Annotated in this window: 11 protein-coding genes; 7 read left to right on the forward strand and 4 right to left on the reverse strand. The window is 58.7% G+C overall.

Translation table 11 applies throughout. The annotated features are described in order from the left end of the window. Positions 1–3: 3 nt before the first annotated feature. Positions 4–1,167 (forward strand): aminotransferase, encoded by a 1,164-nt coding sequence (locus ACR1XU_RS15215; protein ID WP_480908985.1) that lies wholly within the window; start codon positions 4–6, stop codon positions 1,165–1,167. Positions 1,168–1,280: 113 nt separating this feature from the next. Here ACR1XU_RS15215 and ACR1XU_RS15220 read toward each other — a convergent pair whose 3' ends face one another. Together ACR1XU_RS15220 and ACR1XU_RS15225 are read right to left on the reverse strand one after the other, a co-directional pair. Continuing rightward, complete coding sequence (locus ACR1XU_RS15220) at positions 1,281–2,153, reverse strand: isocitrate lyase/PEP mutase family protein (protein ID WP_480908986.1); 873 nt, start codon at positions 2,151–2,153, stop codon at positions 1,281–1,283. A gap of 101 nt (positions 2,154–2,254) precedes the next feature. After that, on the reverse strand, positions 2,255–2,926 hold the full coding sequence (locus tag ACR1XU_RS15225) for an IclR family transcriptional regulator (RefSeq protein ID WP_480908987.1): 672 nt from the start codon (positions 2,924–2,926) through the stop codon (positions 2,255–2,257). 87 nt (positions 2,927–3,013) lie between these two features. On the opposite strand from ACR1XU_RS15225, the gene acnA reads away from it, so the two are divergent. From acnA to ACR1XU_RS15255, 6 genes are all read left to right on the forward strand, one after another. Beyond that, complete coding sequence (gene acnA, locus ACR1XU_RS15230) at positions 3,014–5,602, forward strand: aconitate hydratase AcnA (protein WP_480908988.1); 2,589 nt, start codon at positions 3,014–3,016, stop codon at positions 5,600–5,602. Next, the gene (locus ACR1XU_RS15235) at positions 5,602–6,756 is read left to right on the forward strand and encodes a PrpF domain-containing protein (RefSeq protein WP_480908989.1); all 1,155 of its coding nucleotides are present in this window, start codon (positions 5,602–5,604) and stop codon (positions 6,754–6,756) included. Before acnA ends, ACR1XU_RS15235 begins: the two co-directional genes overlap by 1 nt. Continuing rightward, entirely contained in the window at positions 6,753–7,247 is a 495-nt protein-coding gene (gene rraA, locus ACR1XU_RS15240; protein ID WP_170806777.1) for a ribonuclease E activity regulator RraA, read from the forward strand. The genes ACR1XU_RS15235 and rraA overlap by 4 nt, the downstream gene beginning before the upstream one ends. A 36-nt stretch (positions 7,248–7,283) precedes the next feature. Beyond that, positions 7,284–8,270: a tripartite tricarboxylate transporter substrate-binding protein gene (locus ACR1XU_RS15245; RefSeq protein ID WP_170806776.1), complete on the forward strand. Its 987-nt coding sequence runs from the start codon at positions 7,284–7,286 to the stop codon at positions 8,268–8,270. Positions 8,271–8,348: 78 nt separating this feature from the next. Next, the gene (locus ACR1XU_RS15250) at positions 8,349–8,852 is read left to right on the forward strand and encodes a tripartite tricarboxylate transporter TctB family protein (protein ID WP_480908990.1); all 504 of its coding nucleotides are present in this window, start codon (positions 8,349–8,351) and stop codon (positions 8,850–8,852) included. Position 8,853: 1 nt separating this feature from the next. Continuing rightward, positions 8,854–10,374 carry a tripartite tricarboxylate transporter permease gene (locus ACR1XU_RS15255; protein ID WP_170679147.1) on the forward strand — a complete coding sequence of 507 codons (1,521 nt, stop codon included), beginning with the start codon at positions 8,854–8,856 and terminating at the stop codon, positions 10,372–10,374. 139 nt (positions 10,375–10,513) lie between these two features. Here ACR1XU_RS15255 and ACR1XU_RS15260 read toward each other — a convergent pair whose 3' ends face one another. Next, positions 10,514–11,077 carry a TetR/AcrR family transcriptional regulator gene (locus tag ACR1XU_RS15260; RefSeq protein ID WP_480909692.1) on the reverse strand — a complete coding sequence of 188 codons (564 nt, stop codon included), beginning with the start codon at positions 11,075–11,077 and terminating at the stop codon, positions 10,514–10,516. A gap of 5 nt (positions 11,078–11,082) precedes the next feature. Further along, entirely contained in the window at positions 11,083–12,144 is a 1,062-nt protein-coding gene (locus ACR1XU_RS15265) for a flavin monoamine oxidase family protein (protein ID WP_480915625.1), read from the reverse strand. Between the last annotated feature and the right edge of the window lie 2 nt (positions 12,145–12,146).

A 12,146-nucleotide genomic window follows, 5' to 3' on the forward strand; every position in this document is an offset into this window, starting at 1 on the left:
CACATGTTCATCGAACCGTTCAAAGTCGAAATTTGGATGAATGAGTGGGAAACCCGCTGTACCTACAATCTTGCCGAAACCTGCGTGGCCAGCATCACGATCGATCAGCTGTTGCAACTGTCCGGACTTAATCAAAACGACTTGTCCGAACTGCTGCCAATGAAAATGACCTACGGTGCGATCGAAGGGTCAATCCGCCTGCGTCAGGCTATTTCAGATCTCTATGACGATCGGAACGTCGAAGATATCACCATTACCCACGGCACGATTGCGGCCAATATGCTGGTGCACAAGGCAGTGGTTTCGCGCGGGGACCGGGTGGTTTCGATTGTGCCGACCTATCAGCAACACTATTCGATCCCCGCCAGTATCGGAGCCGATGTTCAGATTCTGCCACTACGCGCGGAAGACGCATTCCTGCCTGATCTGGACCGGTTACGTGAACTGGTGACACCGGAAACCAGACTGATTGCCCTGACAAACCCCAACAATCCGACGGGCGCGCTGATCGAACGGCCGATGTTGCAGGGCATCGCCGAGATTGCACGTTCTGTCGGCGCATATGTCCTGTGTGACGAAGTCTATCGCGGCACCGGGCAGGAGGGCGACGGCATGTCGCCTTCAATTGTGGACATCTACGAAAAGGGGATCAGTACGGCGAGTACATCGAAAGCGTTTTCGCTGGCCGGGTTGCGCGTCGGTTGGGTGGTGGCCCCGAAAGAGGTGACCGAACAGATCCTGATCCACCGTGATTTCGATACGATCTCGGTCGGTATGATCAACGATCACTTTGCTGCCATCGCGTTGGAGAACCAGCGTAAGATTCTGGCCCGCAGTCACCGGATCACGCGGGGGAATCTTGCTGTGCTGGACGCATGGATTGCCACGCAACCGCGCGTTGATTGGGTCAAACCCCGCGCCGGGACAACCGCGATGTTGAAGCTCGACATACCGATCAGCTCACGCGAATTCTGTGTCGACTTGGTGCAGACAACCGGAGTGATGCTGACCCCGGGCGACGCCTTTGACATGGAAGGTTATGTCCGTATCGGTTTTGCCAATGACCCCTATGTGCTGCGGGAGGGTTTGGAAAAACTGTCAGGGTTTCTGATAGCCCGCTTTGGTCGCGCCGATGGTGGTTTCGTCGCAGACGTTTCGGAAGAATAAAGCCGGGCTTGGTGGTGCTGGTTTGACTATTTTTGTCCGGTTGCAGCCTTTCGCACGATTGGCAACGCACCGGGTCAAAACGCCGATCAGAAACGGCACGCCGCTTTTGCGGTTTATTCCGAGTAGCGCATCTCCATCTCGTCGTAATGTGCTTTCTGAACTGCGTTCTGACGGGTTTCGAAACTGGCGACGGGTCCGCTTTCGTCCATGCGGCCGTTGGCCTGAAGCATCGACAGCGCGTCGTTCATGCCCTTCAGCGCGCCCTGCAACGCGACATTGGCATATAGGACCAGGCCAAACCCCATTTCGTCCAGATCAGACAATTCGATGATTGGAGTTTTGCCGCCAACAACCAGATTGATCAGCTGTGGCGTGCCTGCAAGCCGCTTGGGAATGCTGCGAATATCTTCAAGGCTGCGCGGTGCCTCGATAAAGGTGATGTCCGCTCCGTCTTCGATGAAGGCTTCCGCGCGTTCAATGGCGGCGTCGAACCCTTGGGTCGCACAGGCATCGGTGCGCGCGACAATAAGGAAGTTTGGGTCGTGGCGGGCGTCTGCTGCGGCCTTGATACGGCTGCGCGCCTCTGTCAGGTCGACCACATCCTTGCCAGAAAAGTGACCGCAGCGTTTGGGATTGACCTGATCTTCCAGTTGAATGGCGCTGGCGCCGGCACGTTCCAGCGTGCGCACGGTATGGTGGACGTTCAGGGCATTGCCGAAGCCGGTATCCGCATCAACCACAATGGGCAGTTCGGTGCTGTTGCGGATGGCCGATGTGTGCTGGGCGATCTCGGGTAGCGAGATGAAGCCCAGATCGGGCATGCCCAGATAGGTGTTGGTCAGCCCCGCGCCCGAGATATAGACGGCCTCAAACCCCAACTGGTCGATCACGCGTGCCGCAAGAGCATTGGCTGCGCCGGGTATCAGAACGGCTTTGCCCGTGCTTAGGCGTTCACGGAATGCTTTGTTGATCTGATGGTTCATCATCGGCGCGCTCTCCGGTTCAATGGTCTGCCTGCCTGCCTAGCGAAGCCTGCGGTACGAGGCAAGTTGCTGTGAGTTGCGTTCTGTCAGATGAAACAGTGCCGTCAGCGTGTGGTCAGACTGCGCGCAAGACTTTCCAACAGCGGGACCGTGTTTGCCCGCGCCTCGGCATCGAACCTGTTAGCCAGACCGGACACTGTCAGGGCGCCGATGAGATCGCCGTTTGCATCAAAAACAGGGGTCGCGACAGAGGAGATGTTGGGATTTGTCTGACCGACTGAACTGACCGTGCCGTTCTTGTTGAAATTGGCCAGGTCACCGACATCCTCGCCCGAGAAATGCCTCAAGACCAGCCCGGAAGCCCCAGTGGACAATTGCAGGCGCATACCTTCCTCAACATGGAATCGCAGCAGGTTGGGGGAATTTTCCCTGTATAAACAGATACGTTCATTGCCTGAGCGGACATAGAACGAGGCGGTTTCCCCAGTTGCTTCAGCCAGGATTTTTAGAGATGGCGCGACGTGTTCGCGCTTGGTGAAATCGCGCCGGAATATCAACCCCAGCCGCCAGACGCTGGGGCCGACACTGAACATGCCGTCACTATCGCGCTGAATGAAGCCATAGATCATCATCGAGTTGGTTAGCCGCAGGATCGTGCTTTTGTGCAGGCCTGTCTCTTCGGCCAACTCTGCCAGAGACATGATTGGGCGCTGTGTCGAAAAGGCACTGAGGATGGACATGGCACGTTCGACGGATTCGGTTCTGTTCGCGGGCATAGCATTCTGTCAGGTGAAATGGAGTCGGTTCGATCTTGCTGATATCCGGCGCCGGTGTCTAGCTTGTCGGCAAATCAGGAGGCAACCGTGACAATCGCAACCTACAAACCGATCGCCAACACATCTTTGCGGGCCGTGGACTATTGCGCCCTATTGGGCCCCGAATTTCGAAAGCTTCCATACTCTCTAAGGGTTCTGGCGGAAAATGCTGCGCGTCATTCCGAAGGAGGCGCGGCGGCGTTGGATGTGCTCCGACGCTCTGGCGAGGCTGTACCGTTCCGCCCTGCACGCCTTTTGCTGCATGACATGCTGGGAATTCCGGCGCTGATCGACATCATGGCCATGCGCAACCGGCTGGAGGAGGTGGGCGGAAATCCGGACATGGTTGATATGAGCCTGCCGGTCGACCTGGTTATCGACCATTCCATGTCGATCAACCATTGGGCGGACAAGTTTGCGCTGGCCAAGAACATGGACCGAGAGTTTGAGGTCAACCGCGAGCGTTTCGCTTTTCTAAAAGCCTGTGAAGCACGGTTCCCCCGACTGCGGGTCATTCCGCCGGGGGGTGGGATTTGCCATCAGGTCAATCTGGAATATCTCGGGCAGACTGTTTTGCCATCCAATGAGACCCCCGATGTTCTGATCCCGGACTCCAGCCTTGGCACTGACAGCCACACGCCGATGATCAACGCGTTGGGGATCATGGGCTGGGGCATTGGGGGGCTAGAGGCCGAAGCGCTGCTGTTCGGTGAGACCACCCCGGTCAATGTGCCCCGCGTCATCGGGCTTGAGGTAACGGGCAACCCGTCCGACGATGTCACCGCCACTGACATTGCGCTGGTCATCGCCGAGAAACTGCGCGCCATCGGCGTGGTCGACACCTTTGTTGAGCTGTTTGGCACCGGTTATTCCGCGCTGAGCGTCGCCGACCGCGCCACCATTGCAAACATGGCGCCGGAATATGGTTCCACTATGGTGTTCTGCCCGGTTGACGAGCGCACCATCGGGTATCTGCGCCAGACCGGCCGCAGTGATAGTGCCACACTGGCCGAGAGCTACTGCAAGGCGCAAAACCTGTGGGTCGATGGTACGGATGCGGCCATTGAATACGAGCAGGTGATTGAATTGAACCTCGATAAGGTTGGCCGGTCCGTTTCGGGCCCGTCCCGGCCGGAACAGCGGATTGACCTGTCCGCCGCTGCTGAGCGTCTGACTTTTGAGGGCGAAACGGACCGTCGGGTTCCGGTCCCGAATGCCGATCACGACATCGGTGACGGCGATGTGATCATCGCTGCGATCACCAGCTGCACCAACACCGCCAACCCGCGCAACATGGTTCTAGCCGGGCTGGTGGCCCGAAACGCCGTGGCGCGCGGCCTGACCGTCAAGCCACATGTCAAAACTTCGCTGGCTCCGGGTTCGCGGGTCGTGGCTAAATACCTGGCGGAAAGCGGCCTGCAGGCGCCCTTGGACGCCCTCGGGTTCGAAGTTGCGGCATTTTCCTGTTCGACCTGCAACGGCATGTCGGGACCGCTGCATCCAGATCACGAAAAGGCGATCAAGGACAATGATGTCAAAGGGATCGCGGTCCTTTCCGGGAACCGGAACTTTGCCGGGCGCATTCACCCGCTGGCTTCGCGCAACATGATTGCCTCGCCACCGCTGGTCGTGGCCTATGCGCTGATGGGTACGATCCATAAAGACATTACGACCGAGCCTTTGGGCTTGGATCGGAACGGCAAGCCGGTGATGCTGAATGATCTTTGGCCCTCGGCGGATGAGGTGGCGCGGATTGTCGAGACTTATGTGACCCCTGACGAATTTCGCAACAACTACGCTGCAATCGGAGATGTGAATGACCGGTGGAACGCGATGGAGGTTGGCACCGGAACATATGAATGGGTGCCTTCGACCTATGTCTCATTTCCACCCTTTGTGAAGGGCATTCGCCCCGAGAACGCCGGAATCGAACCGCTGCGCGGCCTGCGTCCGCTGGCCATTCTGGGCGACAGTGTCACGACCGACCATATATCGCCGTCTGGTATCATCACCACCGATTCTGAGGCCGGTCAGTTCCTTCAGGCAAAGGGCGTCGCCCAACGCGACTTCAACTCGTTCGGGACCCGCCGGGGATGTTCGGATGTGGTTATTCGTTCGACCTTTGCAAACTATCGTCTGCGCAACGAGATGACCCCGGACAAAGAAGGCTCGTGGACCCGGATCGAGCCTGAAGGTGAGGTTACATCGGTCTTCAAGGCGATTGAGACCTATCTGGACCGGGATCAGAAACTGGTGGTGATCGGCGGCAAAGAATATGGCTGCGGTTCTTCCCGGGACACGGCGGCAAAGGCCCCCTGGCTTGCCGGAATACGCGCTGTGATCTGTGAGAGCTTTGAGCGGATCCACCGCTCGAATCTTGTAAACATGGGGATTGCGCCGCTGTGTTTCCCGGAGGGCGTGAACCGCAGGACGCTGCAACTTGACGGGTCCGAGACTTTTGACATCGACTTCAGCGATGATCTGACCGAGGCCAAGCTGACCATCCACAGAAAGGATGGTCGCACGGATACCACGCCGCTGGATTTGCGTCTGTACAATGACGGTGAGCGTGCGACCTTTGCCGAGGGCGGTCTGCTGCCGCGTGCGTTCCGCGGATTTCTGGCGGGGGCGGCGTGATGGCGGAACGTTTACGGGCCGCGTTTTATCGCGGCGGTACATCCAAGGCTGTAGTGTTCAACGGTGCAGATCTGCCCAGGGACCGGGCCGCGCGCGATCGCATTTTCTTGCATGTCCTGGGAAGCCCCGACCCCAACGGGCGCCAGCTGAACGGGATGGGCGGCGGGTTGTCGTCCTTGTCCAAGGTGGTCATCGTCGAGCCTTCGGATCGTGACGATGCGGACGTGGATTATACCTTCGTGCAGATCGCCGTGGACGAACCGGTCGCCGATTACGGCTCGGCCTGCGGAAACATGTCCTCCTGCGTCGGCCCTTTCGCGGTTGAGGAAGGCATGGTGCAGGTTGCAGCGGATCAAAGTGAGGCGCTGGTCCGCATATTCAGCACCAATACCAATGGCGTTTATCACGCGCGCTTTCCGGTGCGGGACGGCCAGCCCGTCGAACAGGGCACGCTTGAAATTCCCGGTGTGGCAGGAACCGGGGCGAAAGTGACGATAGATTTCCTTGCACCCGGTGGGGCCGGAACCGGCAAGCTGCTGCCGACGGGCAATGCGCTGGATACGCTTCAGATCGAAGGGTTCGGAGCGCTGGAGGTCTCACTGATCGACGCGGCCAATCCGGTGGTGTTTTTCCGCGCTGCTGATCTGCACAAAACCGCCACCGAACGCCCCCAGGATCTGGATGGTGATCCGGACTTTATGGCTCTGGTCGAAGAAATTCGCGTTGCTGGTGCTGTTGCAATGGGAATGGCTCCGTCGCGCAAGGGCGTAAAACGATCCAGCCCGAAAGTGGCGATGCTCGGTGCGCCCGCTGAGTTCACGGCGCTGGATGGCAGCCTGCACAAAAAGGACAGCCATGACATCAATGTTCGGCTCGTGTCGATGGGCAACTTTCATCGCGCGATTACTCTGACGGGGGCCATGTGCACCGCCGTTGCAGCCCAGATACGGGGCAGTCTGGTGCAAAGGATCGCGCAACCTGAGGGTCAGGAATTACGCATTGGAAACCCATCGGGTGACTTGCCAACCATCGCGGATGTCCGGCCAGGTCCGTCGGGACCCGAGGCAATATCGGCCGGTACTTTCCGCACACAGAGGCGAATTATGGAAGGGGCCGTCCTTTACCCATCCGAATTGATGGAGGAAGCGCATTGACCAGTTTCCAAACCAGCCGACCTACGACGGATCTGAGTGATGCCCATCCGGACAAGGTGCGCCCTGTACTGCAACGGTTCAACGATTACGGTGCAAAACGCAGCTTTTCGGGGCGTATTCATACTGCTGTGACAGCGGAAGATACCCGTCTGATTCAAGAGAAACTCTTTACTTTACAGGGAAATGGCGGTGTCATCGTAGTTGATGGCGGTGGGTCACTCCGAACAGCTATGTTGGGGGACATGATGGCGGAGAGGTTGATCGCCAACGGGTGGGCCGGGATCGTCATCAATGGTGCTGTCCGCGACAGCAAGCGTCTGGCGCAGCTCGACCTTGGCATCAAAGCGCTGGGCGTAACTCCGGTTCGGTCCGCCAAGACAGGGATCGGCGCAATAGACGTTCCGGTTGCCTTTGGCAGCGTGCTTTTCGAGCCCGGAAGTTACATCTACTGCGATGAAGACGGTATCCTGATTGCGGAGGAACCACTTTAAACAAAACAAGGAAATGCCAGCCAATGGGAGGAAATCATGGCAAAATTCAATCTAACCCGCAGGACATTTGCGGCTGCCGCCGTGGCGGCGGTTTCACTTGGCGCGCCAACGCTGGCGCAAGCGGAACAAGTCGTTGAAAGTATCCACTTTCTGATCCCCGGCGGTGCCGGCGGCGGCTGGGATGGTACCGCGCGTGGTACCGGCGAGGCACTGACGGAATCGGGGCTGGTCGGATCGGCCAGCTACGAGAACATGTCTGGCGGCGGCGGTGGCAAGGCCATCGGTTATCTGATCGAAAACGCCGACAGCAACCACGGCACGCTTATGGTCAACTCGACCCCAATCGTGATTCGGTCGTTGACGGGCATCTTCCCGCAGAACTTCCGCGATCTGACCCTCGTGGCCGGGACCATCGGGGATTACGCGGCGCTTGTGGTCGCGGCCGATGGCCCGATTCAGGACCTGAACGGGTTGATCGAAGCCTTCAACGCCGACCCGAACGGCGTTGCCGTGGGTGGTGGTTCGGTACCTGGCGGTATGGATCATCTGGTCGCCGCCATGGTTTTTCAGGCGGCTGGTGCTGACCCTGTGGCCATGAAATACGTCCCCTATGACGGCGGCGGTGCGACCATGGCCGGTTTGCTGTCGGGTGAGGTACAGGCCGTATCGACGGGCTTCTCGGAAGCGGTGGAGTTGGCCAAGGCCGGTGAGGTGCGCATAATCGGCGTGACCTCGGACGAGCGTGTGGACGCTTATCCCGATGCTCCGACCATGAAAGAGCAGGGCAATGACACCACGTTCGTCAACTGGCGCGGGTTCTTTGCCGCACCCGGACTGCCGGAAGACAAGCTGGCGATGTATCAGGATGCGTTGACCAAAATGTACGACACGCCGGAATGGGTGGAAGTCCGCGATCGCAACGGTTGGGTCGATATCCACAACAACGGTGATGATTTCCGTGCGTTCCTGGAGCAGCAGGAACAGGAAATCGGCGACCTGATGAAGAAGCTGGGCTTCCTCTGACGCGGTCTGCGATATCCTGAAAAACGGGTGCCCGGCTGTGTGCCGGACACCTCAAACAAAAAAGGGGAGGGGATAGAAATGGCACTGGATCGCTGGATTGCACTTGTCATTCTTCTGATCTGTCTGGCCTATGGCTATGCCGCCTATTTCACCATGGACGACCTGTTGCCGCCAATCATGCGGCGCAGCCCGATCTGGCCGTCGAGCTTTCCCAAAGTGTTGGCCATAGGTGCTATTCTGATGTCGGTGTCCATTATTCTGGGGTTAGAAAAAGCACCTGAGAAACAAGATGCTGCGGACATCAACCTGGCGAAGCTGCATGAATACAAGTTGGGTCAGGCGTTGCTGCTGGTGGCCTTGATGGTCGGTTATGCGCTGCTGCTGCGTCCGCTGGGATTTCTGGTCTCGACCTTCCTCTTTCTCACGGTGGGAAGCTTCATTCTCTGCGAGCGCCGGTACGTGCTGATGGTCATTGTCAGTGCCATTGCCGCCGGGGTGGTCTGGTATCTGGTGGAGGTGATACTTGGCATCTTCCTCAGCCCGTTTCCCGGATTTCTGAACGCGATGGCAAACGGAGGCTGACATGCTTGAAGGACTCATGATGGGCCTCGCGACGGCCTTTACGTTCACAAACATTCTGATGGTGATCGGCGGTTGTCTGATCGGTACCTTCATTGGCATGCTGCCGGGTCTGGGACCGATGTCGATCATTGCGATCATGATCCCGATCGCGATTACCATCGGCGACCCGTCGGCCGCATTGATCCTGCTGGCTGGCGTCTACTATGGCGCTGTCTTCGGAGGGTCGACATCATCGATCCTGATCAACGCGCCAGGGGTGGCCTCGACAGTTGCAACCAGTTTCGACGGCTACCCGCTGGCCCGTTCAGGACAGGCAGGCAAGGCGCTGACCGTCGCCGCAATCTCGTCCTTTGCCGGGGGCACGATCGGGGCCGTGCTGCTGATGGTCTTTGCGCCGGCTCTGGCCTCGGTGGCACTGCTGTTTCATTCCTCGGAGTATTTCGCGCTGATGGTCGTCGGTCTTTCGGCCATTGCCGCCTTTGCCGGAACGGGGCAGGTCAGCAAGGCGCTGTTGATGACCTTCCTGGGTCTGATCATGGCGACAGTGGGCGAAGGTGTGCTGTTCAACGCGCCGCGCTTCACTATGGGCATTATGGACCTGCAGTCGGGCTTTGGTTTCATCACGCTCGCCATGGCAATGTTTGCTTTGCCGGAAGCGATCTACCTTGTTCTGGACCCCAACCGGTCGAAAACCGGGGATGGCGATAGTGGTGAAATCACGAACCTGAGAATTGACCGCAGCGAGGCGAGAAAGATAGCCCCGGTCATCGGACGCCAGTCCATTCAAGGGTTCTTCATCGGCGTTTTGCCGGGGGCCGGGGCGACGATTGCCTCTTTCCTTGGCTATGCGGTGGAACGCAACATCGCGCCGAAGGAAGAACAGGAGCGCTTTGGCAAGGGCGAGATCAAGGGTATCGCCGCACCGGAAAGCGCAAACAACGCCGCCTGTACCGGGTCGTTTGTACCGCTTCTGACGCTGGGCATTCCCGGGTCGGGTACCACAGCGATCCTTCTTGGGGCATTGATCGCGCTGAATGTCAGCCCCGGACCGCGCCTGATGATCGACGAGCCGCAGATTTTCTGGGCCGTCATCATTTCGATGTATCTTGGAAATCTGGTGCTACTGATCCTGAACCTGCCGCTGATCCCTTATATCGCCAAGGTACTGGCCGTTCCGCGCAACTTTCTGATCCCGTTCATTTTGTTCTTCACGCTCATGGGGGCGTATATCGGGCAGAACAATGCGACCGAATTGCTGATCCTGGTCGGCTTTGGAGTTTGCGCGACGATCCTGCGCTTTGCCGATTATCCTCTGGCACCTCTGTTGATCGGGTTCATTCTTGGACCCTTGCTTGAGAACAACTTTTCGCGCGCGATGCAGCTTTACGATGGCATGAGCTTTATCTGGCAACGACCGATGACTTTGGGTCTTCTGGTTCTGGCCGTGCTGCTGGTGTTGCTGCCAAGCTTCCGCCGCCGCCGCGCGCGTGCCCGGGCCGAAGGGGTCGCGGATGGTGACTGAGTTTCAAGCGTTTGTTTGGCCTGCGGGCCAAACAATCCGTCGTTGCTAGTTTGGATCACCGGCAGTGGACGACCGTATCTGGGTGGTTTAGTTGAAGCGTTGCCCCGCCCGTGCGATCAGAACCAGGCCCGTGTCAGCGTCAGCATCTCGACTGTAGTATTGCCACTGCGTCATCAAAGGTTTGCGGGCTTTCCTCGGCCCGCGCGGCCAGGTGGGCGCCTTCCAGCAAGGCCAATGCGGCACGCGCTTCCGCCCCTGGTTCACCAACGCCCGAGATCGACCCATCTGCCTTGCCCAAAGTAAAGACCCCTTCGATCCACAAAACCATCATGCTGCGGAATTCGCGAATTTTATCAGTGACTTCATGTGAAAGGCTTTCCCGGCTGCTGATCAACGAGACACACAGGCACAGGGTTTTCCCACCGTTCAATGCTGTGCGATAGAGCGCGATCAACGCGCTTATCCGCTCGCCCGCCGTGTCATACAGCCGCTCAATCTCGGCACAGCGACCGGACAGGTCGCTGTGGTAGCGGACCATCAACGAAATCGTCAGCGCGTCTTTGGTAGGGAAATGGTAATGGACCGAGGCTTTGCGGATGCCCACCTCTTTGGCAAGGTCAGCGTAGCTGAACCCGTCAAACCCTTTGCTGCGGGCGGCACGCTCGGCAGAATTCAGCAGAGCCGTCTTTGTGTCTGTTTCCATGGCGTCTAAACCCTTTCCCTACGCACCAAAGCCGCTGAGGTTTCTGCCGCTTCCAGCGCGCCTTCAAGATATCCCCCGAATTGCGCGGCTGTTTCCGTGCCGCTGAAAATGATCCGACCCCTCCAGACGCCCCGCATGGCTTGCGGCAATCCGTATCGCGGATGCGTGTACAGAGGTTGCAAGTCCAGGTCGGTAGAGGTGAAGGGGTCGAATGCCCAGTCTTTGATGTAAAGCGCATTTGGATTTGCCGCCGGTGAGCCAAACAGGCGCACCAGTTGTGCAAGAACCTGCTGGCGCAACGTCTGTTCATCCGCGCGCATGTGTGGTGGAACGCCAATAAAGCCAAACAGCGCATAAGTACGGCCTTCGGCGGGCGAAGCGTCGTGGATTTCCACCATCGGCCCGCGCCTGCTCATGGCGTCGCCCGATAGTCCCGCCTCGCGCCAAAAGGGCGTGTCGTACACGGCAATCGCCTTTGCCTGTCCAGCCATCCAGGTCGCGACCTCGCGCATGGCGGAGCGAGTTTGCTCGGGTAAAGGTGGATTATAGGTCAGCTCAGCCGCGACGCGCGGGGGCAACGCAAGCACCGCACGCTGTGCGCTGATCTGCTGACCCGATTGCGTGGTGGCCAGCACTCCGTTTTCGGATTGCGTCAGCGCGGTGATCCGGGTGGACAGGTGGATCATTCCGGCAGGCACTCGGGCTGCCAGTGCATCGATCAAGGCGGCAAGGCCGCCTTTCAGGCGAAATGACCCTTCCATCGATGAAAATCCCCGGCCGCGCTCGACACGGCCATGCTCATCCTCGAAACTCAGCGCGCCGGTGCTGAATTGTTCGAACCGGTCCAATCCAAGCTGGCCGATCAGCGCTGCAATCCGGGGCTGACCGGGCCAGAACCAAGACGGGCCCAGGTCGAAATAGCCGTCGCCCTGCGCTTCGGTCAGGATGCGCCCGCCCAGACGGGCGCGTGCCTCGGCCACCAGAACGTCCTGCCCCTGATCCATCAGTTGTGTCGCCAGGCTGAGACCCGAAAGCCCTGCACCAATGATAAGCGTATCCGTGCGCATGC

It is taken from the genome of Ruegeria sp. D1(2025) (genome assembly GCF_056536425.1).

Coding starts and splice junctions, on each gene's coding strand:
- ACR1XU_RS15250 (WP_480908990.1), top strand. CDS start 8,349: ATGGCACTGGATCGCTGGATTGCACTTGTCATTCTTCTGATCTGTCTG.
- ACR1XU_RS15245 (WP_170806776.1), top strand. CDS start 7,284: ATGGCAAAATTCAATCTAACCCGCAGGACATTTGCGGCTGCCGCCGTG.
- ACR1XU_RS15265 (WP_480915625.1), bottom strand. CDS start 12,144: ATGCGCACGGATACGCTTATCATTGGTGCAGGGCTTTCGGGTCTCAGC.
- ACR1XU_RS15235 (WP_480908989.1), top strand. CDS start 5,602: ATGGCGGAACGTTTACGGGCCGCGTTTTATCGCGGCGGTACATCCAAG.
- ACR1XU_RS15260 (WP_480909692.1), bottom strand. CDS start 11,077: ATGGAAACAGACACAAAGACGGCTCTGCTGAATTCTGCCGAGCGTGCC.
- ACR1XU_RS15225 (WP_480908987.1), bottom strand. CDS start 2,926: ATGCCCGCGAACAGAACCGAATCCGTCGAACGTGCCATGTCCATCCTC.
- ACR1XU_RS15220 (WP_480908986.1), bottom strand. CDS start 2,153: ATGATGAACCATCAGATCAACAAAGCATTCCGTGAACGCCTAAGCACG.
- ACR1XU_RS15215 (WP_480908985.1), top strand. CDS start 4: ATGTTCATCGAACCGTTCAAAGTCGAAATTTGGATGAATGAGTGGGAA.
- ACR1XU_RS15255 (WP_170679147.1), top strand. CDS start 8,854: ATGCTTGAAGGACTCATGATGGGCCTCGCGACGGCCTTTACGTTCACA.